Genomic DNA, 22,511 nt, shown 5'->3' with positions numbered 1-22,511 from the left:
TCAGTTATAAAAATGGGACAAGTGTTTCCTTACGGCCCTTCGAGTAGTGTTCGTCCAGACTGGTGTGTATAGGTAACCTAGGCACGTGTTGAAGTGAAAAACTACAAAATTGCAAAAAAATCAAAGCGGATTGATTAGTAGTGTTTCCGAGCAAGCCCTCCAGCGAGCTGAAAATTTACCGCAAGGAACGCAGCAGCAAGTCGTTATTGATATTCGAGGGCAAGCTGTTACGCCTGCGCTTTCGGGGTGGACAAGGAAAATACCCGTTTGCTTTTGAATGGTAATACTCTGGCTGACGTCTTTGCTCGTTTCTTCAAAATTATTTTTTATGCAATCGAGTGCTCAGATGTTTTTTATAAAGAGTTTAAGGAGTACGTTCCTTTAAGAATCGGGTTCACCGACGCACCTGATTATACTTTTGATGTAAATCGTTCCGAAGATTTGTATAACTCTCTTGCTTCTGACGAGTTACCGTTCTGGCGTCGCTGATCTGTAGACATTCGCCCAGGCCCGACATGACGGGCCCTGAGCCATAGAAAAGTCACTGAGGACCTGAAGCAAAATGAATGGATACGAATCCTTGACCACCACGGAATCGGCGCATGCAGTGTACCGCTTGTCCTGGCTGGCTTATGTCAGCGTGACCGTCTGTGTTGCTGCGTCAGTAGGGATCGGATGGTGGACGTTACATTCGGCCCAAGCCGAGAATCTCCACCATCTGGGGATTGCGGCAAGTGTGGTTATTCTGCTGGTCGCGCTCGCTATGAGTGTCTACAAAGTCCTGTACATGAAAAGCGTGCGTCTTTACACCGACGACGTAGGTGTTTGGCTTTTTCGGGGAGTCTTCCCTTGGAGCAAAGGCGTTATCGGAGTGAAGTGGCGTGATATTGAAGACGCCATGTACTACACCGGTTTTCTCAGCTGGATATTCCGCTGTACACCGTACGCATAGGTCACCGCTTTACGAAGACAAGCGAAATCTTCGTGTACAACCTGGCCGCAGGTCACAAGGCCGTCGAGCATATCAACCAGTTGCACCGGACCATTCTCAAGGCAGAGCAGGCGGCGGCACCCTCGCTAGGAGTTTGACACGTGCGCTTTTGTCCCTCTTCAGTGTCCTTCCACTTTTGAAAGTAACGGGTGTCATCCCTACCGGGACAGCACTCGTACCTCGACCGAGCGTACACACGTGCAGTCCAATCAAGCTGACAGCGAAGGCCGTCGCTTCGAGGTGTCGCTGTCCGGCGACTATAGGCAAACCCTCAGCTCCGAAAACTTCGTCTTCGCTGGCGGCAGCATCGAACTGCACCTGGTCGGGGTGGCAAAGCCGAACCAGTCAGAGTGACTGCTTCAGGCAGCAAGTTCAGGGCTAAGCGCATTGGCCTTTAGCTTGAATGTCTTTATGGTATTCCAATACCCCGATGTCTGCGACGGGCTGCTTCTGGCCGATTTCTGCCCTTGGTGAAGGGCAGCTATGGGTCGATCGCGGCCTCAAGATTGCGTGTCCGTGTTGCGGACTGGCTTTACCACTATCGATCCGCCGATCAACTCGATGCTCAAGGAATCACCCAAACCGACGTTCATTTCTGCAAGGAGATCCGGTGGGAGATCGATAATGACGTCTCCGCTGCCATCACCTGGATCTTGGCATTTTACGATTGTCCGCACGGATCCACTCATTAGGGAAGGCCCTCCCAGGATTGATGGGGTTAGCTTCCATGCTACGCCCGCATGGCTCCTACTGACAGCTATGGGTCGATTAGCGACGGCCTGGGGTCAACCGTCGCTATGCATAGTCAAACCTCGGTCTGTTCCGCCATTTCCAAGGCATCATCGACCTCGATCCCCAAATATCGAACGGTGCTCTCCAGCTTTGTATGGCCGAGCAGCAGTTGAACCGCCCTCAGGTTTGTCGTCCTGCGATAGATCAGTGATGCCTTCGTACGTCTCATCGTATGAGTGCCATACATGGCTGGATCAAGGTCAATGGCTTTCACCCAGCCTTTGACTATACGAGCGTATTGCCGTGTGGATAGATGGTCAGAGGTATGCAGTCGGCTAGGGAACAAACAGTCCTCGCTACGTAGCTTGGCCTGACGTATCCAGGCTGCGACAGCAGACCGTGTTTGTTCAGTAATCTCGAACTGCACAGGCCTCTGCGTTTTCTGCTGCATGACCATGGCTCGTGATGATACGTGCTCGCCGTGGGCGACGTCGCGCACGCGGAGCTTGGTTAAGTCGCAAGCTCGAAGCTTGCTGTCGACGGCCAGATCGAAGAGAGCCAGATCCCGAGTTCTTTCTGCAATTTGAAGCCTTACTCGGATAGACCAGATATCTCTCAGCCGTAGCGGGGGTTTCTGCCCGACCAATTTTCCTTTGTTCCACGGCTCGCGGCTGCCGGTAGCGATGATTTTCATGACATGTCCTCCATGTGTGGAAGACGAGGATGGCTTGCCAGAGCAACGGTCGCTAATCGGCCAGGAGCACAGTCTCTCGCCAAGGGCAGCCATCGACTGTGGAGTCAGCGCTGTGACTCTTCGGCAAGTGGTGGTACAAACTAAGCATATGACGACATGGATAGAGGCGAAATGAATCTGCTGAGTCCCGATCTGCGTGAAGACCTCCTCGAAGTGCTGGATGAGGTCTCTACACTGATGTCCGCTGAATATGCGCAGCTTGGCCCCTTGACTGATGATCATCCACTGGCACAGTCAGGTCTTGAGAATGGGGCAGAGATCGTTCTGGACTACATCGCACACGGCGAAGCGGGTGTCGCACTCGATCATCTGTTCTACATGATCAAAGAGCCTCCTCTCGCTATCTCTGCCAGGTCTGCCGAGAAGCTGGCTCGGCTTGCCAAGGTGTTCGAAATGCCCTTGAGCTGGAGGGCATGAGGTCTGATCGGAGAGTAGAACAGGACGCGCCATTGGCGTAGCGGAAGACGGCTATCGACCCAAAACGGACGATCATCTGCTCAATCCTATGAATCGACCAATTGACATAGGCCTAGGGCCGAATGTTCAAACGGCCGCGCCGTCTGGGATTAGACTGATCATTTCTGCCGGATGAGTGGCTCTGCTCATGAACAGCAACAGGCCTCCGTGACCTTCTCAGCTACGTGCGCCCATTGAGAGAGTGAGCTTCTTATTCGCGGTTATGGGCAAAGTCATCTGCAACTTGGGACGTCACGGTGTTGCTGGGATGTGGCGCCCACGCGCTGGATGCTGCGAAGTAAAATACAGCGATAACGAGCCTTGAACTGGCGTACCAGCGGTGGGTCCTAACAAGCTGCCTTTTACTTATCCGCCCAGTGTGTAGTCGCGCGGACCCTGCTTCATTTATCAAGGAGTTCACGTGGCCACTCTCTTCAATGTGTTCGACTTCGGCGCCAAGGGCGACGGGGTTACCGATGACACCCAAGCGATTCAAAAGGCCATTGACGCCGCGGCAAAAGCGGGCGGCGGCCAGGTGTTTTTGCCCGAGGGTACTTACATCATCAGTGGCCCCAACAATGATGGTGGCTGCTTGACCCTTAAGAGCAACGTCTTTCTCAATGGCGCGCGAATGGGGGAAACCACCCTTAAGCTTGCTGACGGATCCAGTGGAGACATCGCCGGGCTGATTCATACTTCCGCCAGAGCCAATACAAATAACGCCACTGTTAGCAATCTCACCCTTGATGGCAACAAAGCACACACCAGCGGGACCATCGATGGAATCGTCACCGGAAGCGCGGCCGGTGGGTCCGCCCATACCACCGGGTTCAGCGTGGCCGGGGTTGAGCTGCAGAACTTCAGCGGCGACGGGCTGCGCGCGCAGGCGCTCACAACAAATTCCCGGGTAACCGACAGCCTGGCCCATGACAACAACGGCGATGGCTTTTCTACCCAGTTCCAGGCTCAGCCTGTTCGCGCTGATTCCATGGACTTCACGGATAACCAGGCCTACCGCAACGGCGGTGATGGGTTTGACGTGGTGGCCGCATCCAGGGCACCAACGTATCTGACCCTGGCTAACAACCTGGCCCATGACAACGCTGGCAATGGCTTTTTGCTCACAGGTGTAGCGCGGCCTGATGGCGTGAATGGTTACCAACAGTTCGGCATCGTCGGCGGCCAGTTCTATAACAACGGCGGTGCGGGCATCCAGGTGCAGGGCTACGAGGCTGGCACGGTGCGCAATGCCGATGTATACGGCAATGGTCACGAAGGTATTGCCCTGCTCGGTACTCTCAGCCAGGCGGTGTACGGCAACTACGTGCACAACAACGCCCAGAGCGGCCCGGCCGCAGAGATTTTCGTGGGGCAATACACCGATGCCCAAGGCGTCACCACCGGCGCCGACCCCGCACTTGATCTGGTCAACAACACCATCACCGGCGGTAGTCACTCCACCTATGGGTTAGACGACAGCCAGGTCCAGCCCAACGGCAATGATTATCGCGGTATCTATGGCAACGTGATCAGCCACACCCAACTGGGCCTGGCGAGTAATGCCGATTACGTTCATTTGTACACCTCGATGAACCTCCCAGCCTATACCCTGCTGGGCTCCGATGGCGCTGATCACTTGATCGGTACTGCCGGCGAAGAGGTGTTGCAAGGCGGGCGCGGCCGCGATGTGCTCGATGGCGGCGCTGGCAACGACCTGCTGGAGGGCGGTCAGGCGGCAGACCGGCTCACCGGGGGCTCGGGTAACGATGTGTTTGTGTACAGCCGTCGGCAGGATAGCTACGCCAGCAGCGCCGGTGATACCCATGACCGCATCCTGGATTTCGACGCCGCCCACGACCAGCTGGATCTTGCCGCCCTGCGCCTGACCGGCCTGGGCGATGGCCATAAGGGCACGCTGCTGCTCAGCTACAACAGTGGTAACGACACCACTTACCTGCAGAGCCTGGAAGCCGATGCCGACGGCTACCGCTTCAAAATCGCCCTGAGCGGCGATTACCAGGATAGCCTTACCGACGCCAACTTCTTTGGTCGTCAGCCCGGTACGCCTCTCGCGGACACCATCACCGCCGTGCGTGCCAGCGGCGCCCAGCTGGTGGGCCTTGGGGGTAATGACACACTCATTGGCGGTGTCGGTAATGATCGCCTTGAGGGGGACGCAGGCGCTGACCGTCTGACCGGCAACGAGGGCCGCGACACCTTTGTGTACAAGGCCCTGACTGACAGCTATGTCAATGACGCCAGCGGCACTGCCGAGCAGGATCTGCTCATGGACTTCTACCAGGGCCAAGGCGACCGCATCGACGTTTCTGCCCTGGGCTTCACCGGTATTGGCAACGGCCACGGCACCACCCTGACTTGGGCCTACGACGATGCCACCGGCCTGGCCACTATCGAATCCCTGGATGCCGATGCCGCTGGCAACCGTTTTTCGCTGACGACTCTGGACGTCGGTTTCTTGAGCGATGGACGTGGGACGACCGACAACGCCTTTATCTTCGCGCCCTCGATACCCGATCCTGACGGCGATCTTCCGGAAACGGGCGCTAACGGTTTGTTGATACCGGCGCGGTTAATCGGTGGTGATGGTTATGACGAGATGTACGGCGACGCTGGCAATGATGTCCTGGTTGGGGGCGGCAACGGCGATTACCTGTCAGGCGGCTCCGGCGCAGATACCTTCGTGTACCGCAGCATCAGCGACAGCTACCACGGCTCTGCCGACATCATCGCCGACTTGCTGGTATCAGTGGACCGCATCGACGTCTCGGCCCTGGGGTTCACCGGTCTTGGCAACGGCAACGACCACACTCTAAAGGTCGGCTACAGCGATGCGACCGATCGAACCTACTTGCAATCCAACCAGGCCGACAGCGAAGGCCATCGCTTTGAGGTATCGCTGAAAGGCGATTACACGCAAACCCTCAGCGCCGACAACTTTGTCTTTGCTCCAGACACCATCGAACTGCACCTGATCGGGGTGGCCCAAGCCGAACCTGTGTGAGTGACCGATTCAGACCCCAAGTTAAGCCTAGGCACATTAGTCTTCAGCTTGGGGCTTGGGGATCGAATGTTTTTGTCGTTGCAAAGACTCGAATGTCCGCGACCGGCTGCTTCTGGCCGATTGCTGCCGCTCACCACGGACCGAAAATCGATCCATAGTTGACGATCAGCGGTGTTTAAAGAAGCCGGGAGGTGTTTCGGTGTTCATAGGCGAGATGCAAATTCCTCGAGTCGGTCGAACAGCCTGAACCCAACGTAGTCAGGTTTACGCTGATACAGCCACCGATAATAGCAATCCCGGTAGCTGATCATTCGGTCTCGTGTGGCCTGAAAATACTTCGGGTTATCCCTGATGAAGGTGCCGTAAAGCACAGGGTCAAGCAGGGAAAGGCGAGCTTCGCACGTGTCGAGGATCTCGATCACATACTCGCCCGTGAGCTGAACAACGAATGGGACAACCCAGGGTTCGGAGGCCAGGAGGATGCGCTCAAGTTGGCGCTGGCGCACATAGCCATTATGGTGCCTGGTCAAAAGGCACGAATACATAACGCTATGAGTTCGGCTCAGAGACTTACCATCCTGCTCGCTGCCCTCGTGGTGGATTCGGTATGGAATGACCACATGATTTTTGCCTGTTGTCACCTCTATGCCTCGATGATCAGCGAATCTGGTATCGCCCATGACCAAACTCAGGCTATCTGCCTCCAATTTCAGGTGGGGCGGAAAGGCATCAGCGATTGATTTCGGCGTGGCTGAAGTGTGTAGCGTGACATCGCTTTCCATGGCGAATCCTTTTCTAATCATTCAGCATTGACGACAATTTTTCATTAGGATAACGACCGAGGCCGCGCCCGTCTGTTATTGGCCGAAAGCTGGCATCAGTGATCACCAGTTTCGACATATGTTCAACGCCAAGGATGTGCAATGTGATCAGATCCACTAAAGTCAGCTTCACCGGTCCAACCACCTGATCATAGCTTTGCGAGTAACTGCCGCAATTTACTGGTTGCTTCTTGACCAGAATGTGCGCGACTCAGCAAGTGTGTAGACATCGTTTTGTACATTTCAACCGCTTGGGTGGAAGATGTGACACTAGCGATCCCAACATGCAAATTTGGCAGCTCACCGAGGCGGTAAGGACTGACGGCAACATAGCTTGTTGATGGTTGCTCGAATATTTGGAAGGTAGCGCTTGGCAGCGCTTCGTCAATTAGATAAATGCTTGGGTGACCGCTATTCGCTTCAACGATGCTAATCAGATTCTCGATCTCTTTCCGCGCCAATAGCGCCCGTTCCATTCGTAGGCTGGTAGGCAGATCCAGGCGGCCGACTAAACCAATGTGGAGATAGCGTTCAATTTGTCGCAAGCTGACAATTGATTTGACCTCGAATTTTTGCCGGGAAAATGTTGATTTCCGCTCATCCAGAATGCTGAGTATTTGCTTCTCCATAGCATCTTGGGATTTGCTGAACTTTGGTGGCCGTGCTTCGTGAAGCATCGTCTGAAACAACTCGGAATACCCTGGCGTCGTCAGAAGATATGAGAACGGATCGAAGTAGGAAATGATGCTGCTGGACCTGGCCTCAAGCTGCCTCATTCGCTCGAAGTAACCCAATGCGTTGTCGAAATACTCCGTGTCAGAGCCGAGCAGGCTGGTTAGGGACACTTTCAGCAGATCAGCTAGGCTTTCCAGCGTTTCAAGCTTAACGATCTTTCCGAGCTCAAGTCGATAAACAGCTGCCCTGGAAATCCCCAGTTTTTCAGCAACTTGGTCAGCATTCAGTTGACGGCCAATCCGAAACGCCCTTAACCGCTCACCGATGGCTTGAAAGTCTATCTGGCTCACTAACGAATCCTTGACGATAAACATAAGGGTTAATGTCATAGCAAAACGGCTTGACGAGCCTAAGGCCAAAGTGTATCAATATTTAGACAGGCTAGGTAGACCGTACCAAATAAAAAGGCCACCCATGTCCACACACCTCGTCGACTACGCGGCGTCCCTGCGCCTCAACCAGGCAGAAGCGCGTACCCATTGCTCGCCAGATCACTCCGCAACTCACCAATTCCGATCGCCTCGCACAACTGGGCGCGATGTGTATGGCAGCTACCGCGTATTCGGTCTGCCGAATTAGCAGCAACCAAAAAGCCCCCCGCCCGACTGGAGTTTCTGATATGAAGATCAGCATCGGCGCACCTGCGCTCGTCTTTTTCATGCCTGCAGTGGCATTCGCGACCGACCCACCATCATTCAGCGATACCTACATTGGATACCGCTACAGCAACAGTTTTTCTGATCCTGGGAAGCCACAAGACATTGGGAAAAATATTCTCCAAGTGACTCATGTCAGCAGTTATGCCCTAGGCCAACAATTCGCAAATCTCGACGTTTTCAAGTCCGATCACAACGATCTGCGCGAGAACAGCGATAGCGGCGCTACCGAGGTATATCTGACATACCGGAATCAATTGCAGTACGGTCGAGTGTTCAGTAGACCATTGGCCTTTGGCCCGGTTAGAGACGTTGCCTTAAGTCTCGGCTTTGACTGGAACACAAAAGATAACGCCTTCCAGTCTCGGAAGCGCATGCTCGTGGTGGGTCCAACCATTAAGGTGACGGTGCCCGTAGGCTTCCTTGATGTTAGCTTGTACTACGCACGCGAATGGAATCACTGTGGCCTAGATGTGTGCGATCAGCCTGCAAACCACTCATGGATGATGTTCGATCCGTTCTTCCAAGCGAATGTCAACTGGGGCCTCCCTTTTACGGTAGCTGATAACCCCATGAAATTTCAGGGTTTCATCAGCGTCAACGGAGAGAAAGGCGAAGACTATCGAAATAATCCTACCTCCGCAGAGCGACTCATGCGTACCTCGCTAATGACAGACGTTGGTCGCTTCGCAAGCCTAAAGAAAAATGTGCTGTGGGTGGGGCCTGGCTATGAATACTGGCGGAACAAATTCGGCAACAGTAAGGGATACGGTATCGACGTCAATGCGTTATCGATCAACCTCGAATGGCACCTATGATTTGCACGCGCCGATTGTCTAAATATTTAGACAATGCTCGGGGTTAGGGGTAATCTAGGGCCAATGATTCGCTGAAAACGCAACTATACCTCTGCACTTAAGCCACCAGCGTCTCAAAAAACACACAAAAACAAGAGGTAAGGCGTGATGGCTTTGTCCGACAAGCTCGAAAAAAGGGATGCTTCACCCGTGAAGGCGCTAATCGCGAGCGTTACGGGATACGCGATGGATGGCTTCGACCTCCTGATTCTTGGATTTATGCTGCCAGCGATTGCGATCGGTCTTTCTCTGACCACGTCTGAGGCCGGGTCGCTTGTTACCTGGACCCTACTGGGAGCTGTGGTAGGCGGAATGTTTTTTGGCCAACTGAGCGACCTTTACGGGCGTGTCCGCATGCTTACACTGTGCATCCTTACGTTCTCAATCTTCACCGGGTTGTGCTCTGTTGCGCAGGGATATTGGGACCTTCTGTTTTTTCGAACGCTTGCGGGGTTTGGCCTTGGCGGCGAGTTCGGTATAGGAATGGCGCTCATCGCTGAAACTTGGCCAGCTAGCAAACGCAACCAAGCTTCATCCTATGTCGGAATGGGCTGGCAGGTTGGTGTTCTGGCCGCGGCTTTGCTTACGCCGCTTCTGCTTCCGCACATTGGATGGCGCGGCATGTTCTTGGTTGGCTTATTGCCGGCGCTGGTGTCGCTGGTGGTTAGACACTCCATGAGCGAACCTGCTGAATTCGTGAAGGCCGCTAAATCACCGGTTTCCTTCAGGCGACGTTTCACTGATCTCTTTAAGGATGGTCCGACCACCAAGGCAAGCCTGGGCGTGATCGTTCTGACCTCAGTACAGAACTTCGGCTATTACGGCCTCATGATTTGGATGCCTAGTTATCTCTCCAAAAAGTTCGGCTTTTCACTAATGGCCTCTGGAACATGGACTGCGGTGACGGTGCTAGGTATGGCCTTTGGAATCTGGCTGTTCGGCCAACTCGCAGACCGCTACGGGCGTAAGCGGATGTTCCTGCTTTACCAAGCCGGGGCGGCTCTGATGGTGATTGCTTATGCGAACCTCGACGACCCTACCGTGATGCTGTTCGCAGGAGCAGTGATGGGGATCTTTGTAAACGGGATGATTGGCGGATATGGGGCTTTGATTTCCGACCTTTATCCAGCGCAAATTCGGGCCACCGCCCAAAATGTATTATTTAACTTTGGCAGAGCCGCTGGCGGTTTTGGCCCTTTGGTAGTTGGCGCCGTGGCGCTCCACTATTCGTTTTCAGCTGCGATTATGCTGCTTGCGTCTCTTTACGTTGTCGCCATGGCCGCGACTGTCTGGCTGCTTCCACCTTGCTTAAGTGGAGTAGTCAAGAAGCTCCAAGAGGCTTAGCTAAGGACTGCTGTAAAACATCGTCTACCAAGTATCAAATATTAGATATTGATGTGGGATTCAGCTGGGTGACAACTAGAATCGTCGTCGCATAACGCATTTGACTCCCCTACCGCGGCGGTTTATGCACTGTACGTCAACCTTTAAGTATAATAATTTAGACAATGCGAGGCTTCCTCCATGAACGCGATTTATAGCTGCTCTCAGGCCGATGTAGTCACTCCCCCTGACGACACACTGGCAGTGGTGATTTCCAACTTGTGGGTCAATGCCGAGTACAAGCGCCTGGTACTCCAGGCGGACGGCGCTGCCTGCATGTCTCAACCAGGCCAGTTCTTTAATCTGCTCTGCCCAAGCGAAGGTGATCATAAGCCTTACTTTCGTCGGCCCATGAGCACGTACAAAGCCGACCCGGAAACCGGTCAGGTCGAGTTTTTATACAAGGTTTCAGGCAAAGGTACGTATGGGCTGGAATCGCTGCTGGCAGCCCAGACCCTGGAAATCTTGGGCCCGTTGGGTAAGGGTTTTGATCTCAATCCTAACTGGCAACATATGATTCTGGTTGCGCGGGGCGTTGGCCTCGCAACGCTCGCGCCGTTGGCAGAAGCGGCCCATAACCTGGGCATTCGACTGACCGCCGTCTTAAGTGCCCGCAGCGAAAAAAGCCTGTTATCAAAAGAGCGGTTTGCCTCGCTTGGTGCTGACGTACAGGTGGTTCTGGATGAAGACGGTAGCAGCTCGATTGAACACCTGGAGGAACGCCTTAGGAAAATCATCGCCCATGAAGGCAGCAATGCAGTATTCACTTGTGGCTCTAAGCGCTTAACGCGGCTGTTGAAGCGACTGAGTGCGGAGTTCGGCCTTGTAGGTCAAGTTGCGCTTGAGCAACAAATGGTATGTGGCCTCGGCATGTGTCAATGCTGCGTAGAGGTCTTCGAAGTCGGAGGACTCAAGGTCGGCAAGCGAGTTTGCCTTGAAGGTCCGTGCTTCAACTTGGCGGAGGTGGTGGGATGATTGCTATCGATACGACAGTGGATCTCAGCGTCAACGTCGGCGGCCTGCGGCTGAAGAATCCAGTGATGCCCGCCTCAGGTACTTTTGCAGAAGAGTTGACTCACCTGCTGGACTTCAACCTGCTTGGAGCTCTGGTAACCAAAACGATCACCACTGAAAAACGCACCGGCAACCCAATGCCTCGCGTATGCGAACTCAGCGACGGGATGATGAATGCCATCGGCATACCGAGCAAAGGCGCTGACCTGTTCATCGATAAGGCTGTGCCTTTCTACCGCAATTTCGAGTCGCCGCTAATCGTGAGCATTTCCGCACCGACAATTCAGGGCTTTGCCAATCTGGCTGCACGCCTGAGCAGCGTACCGGGTGTCGCAGGGATCGAAGCGAACATCTCCTGCCCGAACCTTGAAGCACATGGTCAATCTTTCGGTATGCAGGCAGGCAGCACTTATAAGGTTGTTTCGATGATACGCCAAGTCACTTCTCTGCCGCTCTGGGTGAAGTTGACGCCAAATGCTGGAGAAGTGGCTCCTATCGCGTTGGCAGCTGAAGAGGCCGGGGCTGACGCGGTTGTTGTCGGCAATACGCTGCTAGGTTTATCAATCGACATCGAACGCGGTCGCGCTCGCCTTGGTAACTTCATGGGTGGCATCTCCGGCGCAGCCATCCGGCCTTTGATGGTGCGTTTAACCTATCAGTGCGCCAAAGCTCTGGAAATTCCGGTCATCGGCTGTGGTGGAATCTCGACTGCTGACGATGCTTTAGAGTTCATCTATGCCGGCGCTAGCGCCGTCCAGGTCGGCACCGCGACGTTCCTACATCCCAAAATCATGAACACCATGATCGGTGAGCTTGAAGCGTTCTGCCAGCGCAAAGGGATCAGGTCGGTCAGATCGCTAATCGGCGCGCTTGACGACTCCCCAGCCATGCCTTTTGGAGCCTTGCCATGACAGACCTATGGCGTGAACAAGCCGATAAACTGTTCAAGGACATTGAAGCAATCTCGAGGGACTCTCATGAAGGTATCACCCGTGAGACTTATGGCAGAGGCGAGAGCGAAGCGATTTCCTACTTGGCTGATTTCGCTCTAACCCACGATCTGGTGGTCGAATACGACCGGGCGGGGAATGTCATATTCAAGCGCAAAAGCGACAACGGAAACGCTGCCTTTTGGTACGGCTCCCATTTGGACTCAGTCCCTCAAGGGGGGAACTATGATGGTCTGGCCGGTGTAATCGCGGGGCTGCTTTGCCTTTGCCGCCTTGATCGCGAAAAGATTGAGACCACACACTCAGTCCGTGTATTGGGACTTCGCGGTGAAGAGAGCGCTTGGTATGGTAAATCCTACATCGGGTCGCGTGCGGTAGTCGGTACCCTGAATGCCCAAGACCTCCGCCTTAAGAATCGCTTCAGTAAGCGGACTTTGGGCGAAGCAATGCAAGCCGTCGGGGCCGATACCGATGCGATCTGTCGTCAGGAATGGTTGATTGATAAAAGCCAGTTTGCAGGCTACCTGGAAGTGCACATCGAACAGGCCGAATCCCTTGAGCGGATGGGTCAAGCTCTCGGCATCGTGCCAGGAATTCGTGGCAATCTTCGCCACAACCTAATTCGTTGTCTGGGCGAAGACGGGCACTCTGGCGCTGTCGCACGTGAGGACCGCCACGATTCCGTTTTCGCGGTCAGTGAGCTAGTAGCACGCATTGATAATCGATGGAGCGAATACGTCGCCGGCGGCAAGGATCTGGTTGTCACGGTCGGCACTCTAGGAACAAATGCTGCTCACCATGCGGTTTCGCGCATTCCCGGTGAAGTGAGCTTCAGCCTCGAAATGCGTAGTCTGCATCAATCTACCCTTGATGAGTTCTATGAAGTTGCGCTGGCTGAAGTAAAGGCTATAGAGAATGAGCGCAAGGTGCGTTTCGAGTTCGACAAACGAATCGATACAGCACCGGCAGCGATGCACGAGCCATGGGTCGAAACATTCATCCAGCAAGCTCGCCAGCAAGGGCATCAAGGCGTTCGAACTCCAAGCGGAGCGGGTCATGATGCTGCCGTATTCGCGAACGCGGGTATCCCCAGTGCGATGATCTTCATCCGCAATCAGCACGGATCACATAACCCTAACGAAGCAATGGCCCTAGACGACTTTCTTGCAGCCTCCGAGGTGCTTTATTTTTCGACATTGGAGCTGACGTCGTGACTGAACATATAACTTCCTGGCTGATTCGCAACGCCACTTTGGTCAACGAAGGACGCGTATGGACAGCAGACCTTCGAATTCGGGACGGGCTCATCCACAGAATTGGGGAATTCCTTGAGGTGCTTCCGCCCGAAGAGGTAATTGATGCGACAGGTTTGTGGCTCCTACCCGGGATGATCGATGATCAAGTTCATTTTCGTGAGCCTGGGCTGACCCATAAAGCAGACATCGCATCAGAGTCTCGCGCTTGTGCCGCAGGTGGCATCACGAGCTTCATGGAGATGCCCAACACACGACCAGCAGCGTTGGACCGAGATACGCTGGAAACCAAGTACCACATCGCCGGAGGTTCCAGCGTTGTTAATTACGCGTTCTATATGGGGGCCAGCAACGACAATCTGGAAGATATTCGGGTGATCGATCCGTCTAGCACGCCGGGGTTGAAGGTTTTCATGGGGGCGTCGACGGGCAACATGCTGGTGGACGATCCCAAGGTATTGGACGAGATTTTCCGCGTCTCGCCTGTGCCGATCATCACTCATTGCGAAGACACGCCGATGATTGATGCCGACCTAGCCAAAGTCAAAGAGACTTTCGGCGAGGAGATCCCAGCTCGCCTGCACCCTCTAATCCGGTCACGCGCGGCATGCATCAAATCAACTCGGTTGGCTCTCGAGCTGGCTCGCAAGCATAACAGCCGACTTCACGTGCTCCATATTTCAACTGCAGAAGAATTGGAGTTGTTTGAGCCGGGGCCGATCAGCGGAAAGCGCATAACCGCCGAAACATGTGTTCATTTTCTGCACTTCTCAGAAGCTGACTATGAGCGATTGGGCTTCCTGATTAAATGTAATCCGGCCATCAAATCCGAAAGCGACCGCAAGGCAATTGTCAAAGCCCTGGCCGAAGGACGGCTTGATGTTTTGGCTACTGATCACGCTCCTCACTTACTCGAGGAAAAGCAAAAAAAATACGGCCAGGCACCGTCAGGCATTCCGCTGGTGCAATATGCGTTACAAGTCGCGTTGGAGCGGGTTCTGGCCGGGGATTTGACTCTTGAACGCTTGGTAGAAGTGGTGAGTCACGCGCCTGCCGAATTGTTTCAAGTCAGCAAGCGTGGCTACCTGCGGGAGGGCTACGCTGCCGACCTAGTACTTGTCGATCCGCGCCGGTCACACCACGTTGTTAACGCTGAAGTACTTTCAAAGTGCGGATGGACGCCGTTCGATGGGGCCGAGTTCGCGACAAGTATCGCAGCAACCTTTGTCAACGGAGAACGTGTCTGGGATGGCACCTCGGTTGACAGTACTGTACGGGGCCAGCGTCTGGCATTTGATCGTTACTCTGTTTTAGCCGCGGTGTGAGGTCTGCCTTTATGAATTTTTCTCAGATGATGAAAAACTTTTCCGCCTCCCTACCAGGAACGGAGACATTCAAACTGGCCAATGCAGAATGCTTGGCCGTGATTCGCGATGAGCCATTCCAAGCGTCTGCTGCCTTTTTAATTGCAGGCTTCTGCAGGAGCTATGTCCTGATTTATGAAGAAGAGGCATTGGAGATGGACTTTGCCCGGCGTAACCATAATAACCTGCATGGCTACATGAAGACGCTGGATCTAGCTCTGGCCACCTATTCGCCAGAAGATGTGCTCAAGGCACTGAATGACGTAGTTCATCACTACGTAAAAAGTGACCGTATCTTCTAGCAGACCCTGTTCGCTGCGTCAGGGGCGATCGCCACGCACGATCGGTACCCCCTGATGCAGCAACTCGTCCAACAAAAAGTTTTAATCAACCAGGCCGGCTGCTAGTGACTCGGCGAATAAGGATGCAAACATGAGTTTTATAAACGATGCCCTCGAATATCATGCCAGTCCACGCCCAGGCAAGTTAAGTGTCGAGCTGACGAAGCCCACCGCTACTGCACGCGATCTTGCTCTAGCATACAGCCCCGGCGTAGCCGAGCCAGTCCGGGAAATCGGTCGCGACCCGGCGCTGGCATACAAGTACACTGGCAAGGGCAATCTGGTTGCGGTGATCTCTGATGGCACTGCAATTCTCGGTTTGGGCAACCTTGGACCGCTCGCATCAAAACCAGTGATGGAGGGCAAAGGTGTCCTGTTCAAGCGATTCGCCGGCATCGACGTGTTTGACATTGAAGTTAATTCGGAGAGCACCCAAGCATTTATCGACACAGTGCGTCGTATTTCCATCACGTTTGGTGGCATCAACCTGGAAGACATCAAGGCACCTGAGTGCTTTGAAATCGAAAAAGCGCTGATTGAAGAGTGCGACATTCCGGTGTTCCACGACGACCAGCACGGTACCGCGATCGTCACCGCGGCGGGCATGATCAACGCCCTGGAAATCGCTGGCAAAACCCTGGAAGCGGCAAAGATCGTCTGCCTGGGCGCTGGCGCGGCGGCTATTTCTTGCATGAAGTTGCTGGTGAGCATGGGCGCGAAGATCGAAAATATCTTCATGATCGACCGCAGCGGCGTCGTTCACGACGGCCGGACCGACCTGAACCAGTACAAGGCCCAGTTCGCCCACTCCACCGACAAGCGCACGCTGGCCGATGGACTGGAAGGCGCTGACGTATTCGTCGGCCTGTCCGGTCCGAACCTGCTGAGCGCTGAAGGCCTGAAGTCGATGGCAGCCAACCCGATCGTGTTCGCCTGCTCGAACCCGGATCCGGAAATTTCGCCGGAACTGGCCCATGCCACGCGCGATGACGTCATCATGGCGACCGGTCGTTCGGACTACCCGAATCAGGTCAACAACGTGTTGGGCTTCCCTTTCATCTTCCGTGGCGCACTGGATGTCCGTGCCAAGCGCATCACTGAAAAAATGAAAATCGCCGCGGCAATGGCGTTGAAGGATTTGGCAAAGCTGCCAGTACCGACAGAGGTGTGTGCTGCTTACGATGTTGGGCTAATCAGTTTTGGCCGGGATTACATCGTTCCGAAGCCGCTCGACCCGCGGCTGATCACGGTCGTGTCCGACGCGGTCGCCAAGGCAGCAATTGAATCCGGCGTCGCGACGTTGCCGTATCCGTCTCACTACCCTCTTGTTTCCATATCCCACATTTTTGATAAATGAGAGTTACTTTATATATTCCTGACCAGACTCAATTCGAGCCGAGGCGCTAGCCGAGCTCTGGGGCGCGTTACTATCATCCATCCAAGTGCAGAAGCTTGCTCTAGGTCGGCCCAATGATCCGCCAGGCTCCGGCCGTTGCTCGCCGTGACATAGATCCAACCGTTCGCTTGAGTCCGGCGATCAGGTGTCGCAATTTAACAATCGTGTGAACGAGCAGCCGCATCAGGTTGCGGTTATGGATGCATCCAATGGACAGCTCTGCGTCATCCTCGAGCAAAGGGGCATTCGGCGGACGATGGACCTCCTTGCAGATCAGTCCACACTAGATAATCCGCTCGCAGATAAGAGGGAATATACAGCGTAGTGCTGAGGCCAAGCTCTAAGAGCAGCAGGTTCAAAACGGCTCGCGAGAGGTCTAAATAAGTAGACAACCACTGAAAAAATTTTTGAGTCGTGGGGGCTAGGTCATAGGACCTCCATCCTGCTATTCCGATGCCGATTTTCCGGGAAACTTGAGAAACTAATCCCCTCCTGCCGCTTGGTAAACGCCAATAGATGCCTGTCTCATGGGCCTTTCGGGCTCCTGCGCCAGTCACATAAGCGACAAGGGAATGAAGCGGCGAAGACGCTCTGGATGGACATCATGCTGTAACAAATACCCTAAACGCCAGAAAAGCTTGACCTGGGCACCTCTTGAGCGTATCAATATTTAGACAGCATACAAACCTACAAGAATGGTCTGCCTCATGTTTGATAAGTATTCTTCAGCGCCGCCCCCACCTGTGCGATCACAGCAACCAAGATCACCAAAGGCCGCCGATGCAGTTGTCGGATCTCTGAACGGGTACGGCGGGTTGCTATCGCTTACCCCACCGCGGATGGCCGGGCTTGCAGCGCCCTAGCGCGATGGCCTTGAGTACTAAAGCTCGTGATCTCAAACGCTAGTGAATAGGGCTGGATGAATGTCTCCCGGGAGCGTTCAAGTCACACACACCTAATTGTCGACAACGGTAAATAAAAATGGCAATGAATCCGTCCAAAAAACTCTACATACAAGTAATATGCGCGATAATCGCTGGCGTGTTACTAGGTCACTTTTACCCAGACGTGTCTATTGAATTTAAGCCGTTAGGTGACGTTTTCATACGCATGATAAAAATGATGATCGGGCCGATTATTTTCGTGACCATTGTCGTAGGTATCGCCAAAGGGCATGCAGAATCTGCTGCCAGTTTTGGCAAACTGGCACTTAAAACCGTCATATATTTTGAAGTTGTGACCACATTTGCGATGGCGATAGGGCTCGCAGTAGGTTTATACATACAGCCCGGCGCTGGGATGAACGTTGACCTGAGCTCGGTCGATACAAGCTCCGTCGCCTCTTATAAGGCAGCTGCGGTACCGTTCTCTACCGTTGATTTTATACTTCATGTAGTACCTACTTCATTGATCGAGCCTTTCGTAAAAGGCGACATGCTCCAGATACTTTTTTTATCTGTTCTTTGCGGCTTCGCACTTTCACTAAGCGGGCTGCCTGGCCAAAGCATCGTAACTCAGTTAGAGAAGGCGACCGTACCGCTGTTTAAGATAGTTGGGATGATAATGCGCTTTGCACCGATTGCCGCTTTCGGGGCAATGGCATTCACTGTAGGCAAATTCGGCCTAGGCTCTCTCAAGAACCTAGGCTTACTGGTAATGTGCTTCTACATCACAAGCGCCATTTTCATCGTGATTATTTTGGGTTCTCTAGCTCGCTACTCCGGCTTTAAGCCATGGACACTTCTAAAGTATTTTCGCGAAGAGGCGTTAATAGTTTTTGCTTGTGCCTCTAATGAGGCAGTTTTGCCAGCGCTGGTAAAAAAATTAGAAGGATTAGGGTGCCGGAAAGGGGTTGTGGGTGTCGTGTTGCCCATGAGTTATGCACTTAATCTAGACGGCGCCTGTATTTATTACACCATGGCAATTGCGTTCTTGGCCCAAGCATTAAACGTAGAACTCTCCTGGATTGATCTGCTGACTATTTTTGGGATTTTATTGTTGACGTCCAAAGGGTCGGCCACAGTCACAGGCGGAGGGTTCATCACACTCGCAGCCACGCTCGCTACGGTTCACGGAAAGGTCCCAGTGGAAGCAATGGTTTTATTACTCGGAGTGGATCGGTTGCTGTCCGAGGCCAGATCATTCACGAACTTTTGTGGGAATGTCGTAGCGACAATCTTTATGGCGCGGCTCGAAGGTGCTATCGATATGACGCATGCTAATAACGTGCTTAGTGGCAATACAAGCCCTCCGGTAAATATCGACTTGATAGCCGGATGCTCGCCGCCGGTTGAAAAAGCTCAGCGCTAATCTTTTTATTACCGCGATATCTGACTGGTCTAAGCCTGACGAATCATTTCTTGCTGAGCACTACGCGGTGCCGAAAGATCTGCCCTTCCAGTCAACGGATGCCAGTCCACTGAAAAGTGCTCTCATCAAGCTAGCGATAACGCACCCGGCCAGCGCTTTGAAACTAAACGAACGATTAGGCGCTTTCAGCCCACGATACCTTCCGCGACTCGCGCACCAGCTAGTCGCGGACTCCAATTGCGCTTCAGGCAATGAGAAGATTTAATATTTTTTGGAGTCTGCTTTGGGTCGATAGCTGTCAGTCCACCAAGCGCGAGCGCAGAATGTGAGTTCGACCACCAGCCCAGAATCGCACCATCGTCAATGCTTGAACGCTGGTTAACGCTTGGCCATTTCAATTAGCTGCACTTGATAGCGATAACGTGCCGCGATATGTCTGATCATAACGGCACCAATCGACAACCCCACAACCCCCGCACCTATCATCACCAAAATCATGTTTGGAAAGTTTTGGAGCGTCATTCCCGAACTGAGGGCACTTCCTACCCAGCTGAGCCCGCCTGAGGTACCTCCAAATTCCTTGGCGAAAAAATAGCCGGAAGCAAGCAAGCCTAGCACTGCGCTTTTATCGCCGAAAATATGGGCGACACGAGCTTCGATGCGCTTTATTTTCAGCTGAAGCCAGCACTTCGCATCAATGAGCGCTTCGTCGTCGTAATGGGAAAGAGCGTAAACCATCGCTTGCTCATGCCGGATGTCATTCAGCAGGTTTTGAAGCGAGACATCCTTCCAGCGGAACAACAACAAGCCAGCTGCCACAATAGGTAGAAGCATTGCCAGGATCGCCAACACGCATGAAAGGCTAACTATTACTAACGCTCCAAGCTTTACGCTGTCGTATAAGCCCCTCCCAAAATATGTCCATGCTGCCAAACCCCAAGCCGGTACCATGAGCGCGACAGCTATCCCCATGCACCAATTAGAGATTTGCTCAGCTCTGGCTTCGAATCCAGTGCGGCGTTCGGCCGCTGATCGGGGCTTGTACTGGCTGAGTTCGGTGAGGACATCTAGCGTTTCGTTGATGTGACTGTTTTTGTATGACGCGTTCATGCAATGAAGCTCCATCAATGTGTGGGGTAGTCGTCCATGGGATAACAGGAAGGTCAGGCAACACATCACCGCCGTTACCAGCTAGGTTCAGAGATGTACTATGAAAGCCTGAGAGACGGGCGTGCTGCAAGGAGCCCGTCGCCTCGTATACAGCGTTTAAGAAGTCGCTACGTCGTCCTGCATGGATTCGTTGAAAACCAACGATTCTTGCCGGTCGCGACTGGCCACTTTCGGCCAGAAGCGGACATTCGACCTGATCAGCTTTCGGTCAACGCGGCCGTTCAGCTCAGGAGGCCGTTGCCGGCAAAACACGGGATGAACCACTTTGTCCCTGGGGTAATCCGGCTTACCTCGTTCTCCCGCGCCGAGTTCTTAGTAATGACGATCTGAAGAATCTACTCAAAATGCGAGTGAGGGATTGGCTTTCCAAAGATTCCTCAGGAGCACAAGAAAACCAAGCAGTAGTGTTCCCGCTAGCCCTAGCAATATACCTTGCGTAGCACCATCCATATTTTCCCAGCGAGTCGGGCTCAAGCGCTTGTTGTCAACCCAGACCAGTTTTGACTCGCCTTTGAGAACTAATGCATCATCGTCGTTTAAATCCAGACTAATATCTGAATTATAAAAAGTGAACATGCGATTCTCCAGGTCTTCCACTGGCTTTCCGTTCAAACTAAGGTGCTTAAGCCCTTTAAAGACTGAAAGCCCTTGGACGACCCCGGGGCTGGCTAGTTTATTTGTACCGCCCTCAGCAATATTCGATACTGAGTACCAACCAGAAACCCCCTTAAAAGTCACATAGTTTCTTTTGTCATAATAAAGTTCCGTAGAAGACCTCATTGGCTTAATCATTAATCGCAGTGACATTATGTTTGTAAGCGCATCAACATACATCAAATCAACATCTCGATTTTTTATCGGGACGGCATAACACCCCTTCACTCCAAGCATATTGCTTGGCGGCATTAGCTTTAGCTGCGTTGACTTGCCATTCTGCACTATCGTAATTATCTTAAGTTCAGGCGTTGCTTTTGATTTTTGTGACAAGTCAAGTAGCGGAACATTCAGTTCAAGATTAATGTCCTTATTATGCACCCAATAATCAGCTATCTGATTCTCTCCTGCAAAGCGAGTAATCGTGAAAGCGCTATCCTTCTTCTCCAACCACATAGATGAGTAAATGGCCTTGTTGAATTCGAGACTACCTTGTTTGATGGGCGCTTTGACCGTAACCATGCTTGATGGCAACTTTATCTCCAAGCTTTCCACATCATCAAAAATTAATGCCCGCTTATCGGCCTTAGGAAATTTTCCCGCCTCGCTAAAATAACATCCATCGTATGCGCTCAAGGTTACTTTTGCTTTTTTACCAGATTCAGGACTCCACACGATGCTACTGTCTTTTCCCTGCCCGGTTATTGAAAGGTTTCCTTCAAAATCTCCCGATAAAAAATTGAAGTTATTTTTTTCTTCCTTATTTTGTTCGCAGTGACACCTTTCTGCTTCTTCTTCCGCAAGTCGTTTCTTTACAGTTTCGTCGTAGATTATGCCGAGCGTAGCGTCAGAGGCAACCTTCGCTTCGACATACGAAGTAACCGGGCTAAAAAAAAGTGCCAACACATAGTATTGAATCAACAAAACAGCAACCGCGAGAATGGCAGGGCCTATGCTTGAAAATAACTGTGCTACTCTAGAATGCTCCGTTGCAACCTTGGGCAAGGTTTGGCACACGTATGATATCGACACATAGACAAAAGCAAAAATAATCCCACCTACAATATTACTGATTAAACACTCAAATAATGCAATGCTGTTAGGGGGGAGCGTGAAATATGCATGTAGATCAATCGCCATATTAATCAGGAATGCGGTTAGCATTACTAATAAGGCTGCGCCCCTATAAGTTTTGCTCATTTTTAAGCAAAAGAGCAATAGAACTGATCCGCAAAGGTAATCAACTGAAAGTGCTCCGCTAATCCAAGCCTTGAATGGTGCAAAAGCAATTAGACTATCCTTGTAAACGCTTTGGTAGATACCAGCACTTGGGCTACTTATCAGCGATGTCGAGTGTTGTTGGAACGCCGGACCAAGACTTAGTAAAATTGTTCCACATATCAATAGAGAGACAGCAGTTGAAAATCTGAGCGACACCAATAATTTTAGATAACGCATAAGGACATTCTTGCCAATTATTTCGGATGGGCAATGAGACAGGTAACTGGTCGATAAGTCAATCGTGAGGCAAGCCTGAACCACTCTGGACTTACTGGCAACTGAGTTGAGGCAGCCAAGTCGAACGTCTGCTCATAGACGGTTTCTGACTATAGCTACCGTCAGCGTTGGGGCGGAAGCAGCTCCCGAGTCGC

Annotated in this window: 18 protein-coding genes and 1 pseudogene; 14 read left to right on the top strand and 5 right to left on the bottom strand. The window is 52.7% G+C overall.

Translation table 11 applies throughout. The features are described from left to right. Window positions 1-246: 246 nt before the first annotated feature. The 3 genes and pseudogenes from QRN48_RS06515 to QRN48_RS06505 all read left to right on the top strand — a co-directional run bounded on the left by QRN48_RS06515 (window position 247) and on the right by QRN48_RS06505 (window position 1,345). Complete coding sequence (locus tag QRN48_RS06515; RefSeq protein WP_285349557.1) at window positions 247-489, top strand: hypothetical protein; 243 nt, start codon at window positions 247-249, stop codon at window positions 487-489. 73 nt (window positions 490-562) lie between these two features. Next, window positions 563-1,089, top strand: a pseudogene (locus QRN48_RS06510) (hypothetical protein). A 100-nt stretch (window positions 1,090-1,189) separates the two neighbouring features. Further along, window positions 1,190-1,345 carry a hypothetical protein gene (locus QRN48_RS06505; protein ID WP_285349553.1) on the top strand — a complete coding sequence of 52 codons (156 nt, stop codon included), beginning with the start codon at window positions 1,190-1,192 and terminating at the stop codon, window positions 1,343-1,345. Between the two features lie 451 nt (window positions 1,346-1,796). On the opposite strand, the gene QRN48_RS06495 is transcribed toward QRN48_RS06505, so the two are convergent. Further along, window positions 1,797-2,417 (bottom strand): tyrosine-type recombinase/integrase, encoded by a 621-nt coding sequence (locus QRN48_RS06495; RefSeq protein ID WP_285349550.1) that lies wholly within the window; start codon window positions 2,415-2,417, stop codon window positions 1,797-1,799. A gap of 171 nt (window positions 2,418-2,588) precedes the next feature. Between QRN48_RS06495 and QRN48_RS06490 the strand changes: the two genes are divergently transcribed. Beyond that, the gene (locus QRN48_RS06490; RefSeq protein WP_285349548.1) at window positions 2,589-2,894 is read left to right on the top strand and encodes a hypothetical protein; all 306 of its coding nucleotides are present in this window, start codon (window positions 2,589-2,591) and stop codon (window positions 2,892-2,894) included. 460 nt (window positions 2,895-3,354) lie between these two features. After that, window positions 3,355-5,955: a M10 family metallopeptidase C-terminal domain-containing protein gene (locus QRN48_RS06485; RefSeq protein ID WP_285349547.1), complete on the top strand. Its 2,601-nt coding sequence runs from the start codon at window positions 3,355-3,357 to the stop codon at window positions 5,953-5,955. Between the two features lie 203 nt (window positions 5,956-6,158). Here QRN48_RS06485 and QRN48_RS06480 read toward each other — a convergent pair whose 3' ends face one another. Beyond that, on the bottom strand, window positions 6,159-6,737 hold the full coding sequence (locus QRN48_RS06480; RefSeq protein WP_285349546.1) for a hypothetical protein: 579 nt from the start codon (window positions 6,735-6,737) through the stop codon (window positions 6,159-6,161). A 188-nt stretch (window positions 6,738-6,925) separates the two neighbouring features. Continuing rightward, window positions 6,926-7,801 carry a helix-turn-helix domain-containing protein gene (locus QRN48_RS06475; RefSeq protein ID WP_285349545.1) on the bottom strand — a complete coding sequence of 292 codons (876 nt, stop codon included), beginning with the start codon at window positions 7,799-7,801 and terminating at the stop codon, window positions 6,926-6,928. 329 nt (window positions 7,802-8,130) lie between these two features. Between QRN48_RS06475 and QRN48_RS06470 the strand changes: the two genes are divergently transcribed. From QRN48_RS06470 to dctA, 9 genes are all read left to right on the top strand, one after another. Next, entirely contained in the window at window positions 8,131-8,985 is an 855-nt protein-coding gene (locus QRN48_RS06470) for a hypothetical protein (protein WP_285349543.1), read from the top strand. Window positions 8,986-9,132: 147 nt separating this feature from the next. Then, entirely contained in the window at window positions 9,133-10,368 is a 1,236-nt protein-coding gene (locus tag QRN48_RS06465; protein WP_285349541.1) for an MFS transporter, read from the top strand. Window positions 10,369-10,548: 180 nt separating this feature from the next. Continuing rightward, complete coding sequence (locus QRN48_RS06460) at window positions 10,549-11,382, top strand: dihydroorotate dehydrogenase electron transfer subunit (RefSeq protein WP_285349539.1); 834 nt, start codon at window positions 10,549-10,551, stop codon at window positions 11,380-11,382. After that, window positions 11,379-12,332 carry a dihydroorotate dehydrogenase gene (locus QRN48_RS06455; protein WP_285349537.1) on the top strand — a complete coding sequence of 318 codons (954 nt, stop codon included), beginning with the start codon at window positions 11,379-11,381 and terminating at the stop codon, window positions 12,330-12,332. The genes QRN48_RS06460 and QRN48_RS06455 overlap by 4 nt, the downstream gene beginning before the upstream one ends. Further along, on the top strand, window positions 12,329-13,585 hold the full coding sequence (locus QRN48_RS06450) for a Zn-dependent hydrolase (RefSeq protein ID WP_285349535.1): 1,257 nt from the start codon (window positions 12,329-12,331) through the stop codon (window positions 13,583-13,585). Before QRN48_RS06455 ends, QRN48_RS06450 begins: the two co-directional genes overlap by 4 nt. An 8-nt stretch (window positions 13,586-13,593) precedes the next feature. Beyond that, window positions 13,594-14,949, top strand: coding sequence for a dihydroorotase (locus QRN48_RS06445; protein WP_502944581.1), 1,356 nt, complete (start codon window positions 13,594-13,596; stop codon window positions 14,947-14,949). 11 nt (window positions 14,950-14,960) lie between these two features. Continuing rightward, window positions 14,961-15,290, top strand: coding sequence for a hypothetical protein (locus QRN48_RS06440; protein ID WP_285349530.1), 330 nt, complete (start codon window positions 14,961-14,963; stop codon window positions 15,288-15,290). A 130-nt stretch (window positions 15,291-15,420) separates the two neighbouring features. Beyond that, window positions 15,421-16,686 carry a malic enzyme-like NAD(P)-binding protein gene (locus tag QRN48_RS06435; protein WP_285349529.1) on the top strand — a complete coding sequence of 422 codons (1,266 nt, stop codon included), beginning with the start codon at window positions 15,421-15,423 and terminating at the stop codon, window positions 16,684-16,686. A gap of 1,020 nt (window positions 16,687-17,706) precedes the next feature. Further along, the gene (gene dctA, locus QRN48_RS06430) at window positions 17,707-19,035 is read left to right on the top strand and encodes a C4-dicarboxylate transporter DctA (protein ID WP_285349527.1); all 1,329 of its coding nucleotides are present in this window, start codon (window positions 17,707-17,709) and stop codon (window positions 19,033-19,035) included. Between the two features lie 378 nt (window positions 19,036-19,413). Here the strand turns inward: dctA and QRN48_RS06425 are convergent, their stop codons facing one another. Further along, window positions 19,414-20,145 (bottom strand): YuaM family protein, encoded by a 732-nt coding sequence (locus QRN48_RS06425; protein WP_285349526.1) that lies wholly within the window; start codon window positions 20,143-20,145, stop codon window positions 19,414-19,416. Window positions 20,146-20,544: 399 nt separating this feature from the next. Beyond that, window positions 20,545-22,317 (bottom strand): PTS sugar transporter subunit IIC, encoded by a 1,773-nt coding sequence (locus QRN48_RS06420; RefSeq protein WP_285349524.1) that lies wholly within the window; start codon window positions 22,315-22,317, stop codon window positions 20,545-20,547. Window positions 22,318-22,511 lie beyond the last annotated feature (194 nt).

The organism is Pseudomonas sp. ME-P-057 (assembly GCF_030208975.1).
Classification (GTDB): domain Bacteria; phylum Pseudomonadota; class Gammaproteobacteria; order Pseudomonadales; family Pseudomonadaceae; genus Aquipseudomonas; species Aquipseudomonas lutea.
The sequence above is the reverse complement of the archived record's forward strand: the minus strand, read 5'-3'. Positions and strand labels throughout refer to the sequence as shown.

Excerpts from the sequence above, each read along its gene's own strand:
- QRN48_RS06460 (WP_285349539.1), top strand. The coding sequence starts at position 10,549 with ATGAACGCGATTTATAGCTGCTCTCAGGCCGATGTAGTCACTCCCCCT.
- QRN48_RS06435 (WP_285349529.1), top strand. The coding sequence starts at position 15,421 with ATGAGTTTTATAAACGATGCCCTCGAATATCATGCCAGTCCACGCCCA.
- QRN48_RS06495 (WP_285349550.1), bottom strand. The coding sequence starts at position 2,417 with ATGAAAATCATCGCTACCGGCAGCCGCGAGCCGTGGAACAAAGGAAAA.
- QRN48_RS06480 (WP_285349546.1), bottom strand. The coding sequence starts at position 6,737 with ATGGAAAGCGATGTCACGCTACACACTTCAGCCACGCCGAAATCAATC.
- QRN48_RS06465 (WP_285349541.1), top strand. The coding sequence starts at position 9,133 with ATGGCTTTGTCCGACAAGCTCGAAAAAAGGGATGCTTCACCCGTGAAG.
- QRN48_RS06450 (WP_285349535.1), top strand. The coding sequence starts at position 12,329 with ATGACAGACCTATGGCGTGAACAAGCCGATAAACTGTTCAAGGACATT.
- QRN48_RS06470 (WP_285349543.1), top strand. The coding sequence starts at position 8,131 with ATGAAGATCAGCATCGGCGCACCTGCGCTCGTCTTTTTCATGCCTGCA.
- QRN48_RS06490 (WP_285349548.1), top strand. The coding sequence starts at position 2,589 with ATGAATCTGCTGAGTCCCGATCTGCGTGAAGACCTCCTCGAAGTGCTG.
- QRN48_RS06425 (WP_285349526.1), bottom strand. The coding sequence starts at position 20,145 with ATGAACGCGTCATACAAAAACAGTCACATCAACGAAACGCTAGATGTC.
- QRN48_RS06440 (WP_285349530.1), top strand. The coding sequence starts at position 14,961 with ATGAATTTTTCTCAGATGATGAAAAACTTTTCCGCCTCCCTACCAGGA.
- dctA (WP_285349527.1), top strand. The coding sequence starts at position 17,707 with ATGGCAATGAATCCGTCCAAAAAACTCTACATACAAGTAATATGCGCG.
- QRN48_RS06420 (WP_285349524.1), bottom strand. The coding sequence starts at position 22,317 with ATGCGTTATCTAAAATTATTGGTGTCGCTCAGATTTTCAACTGCTGTC.
- QRN48_RS06455 (WP_285349537.1), top strand. The coding sequence starts at position 11,379 with ATGATTGCTATCGATACGACAGTGGATCTCAGCGTCAACGTCGGCGGC.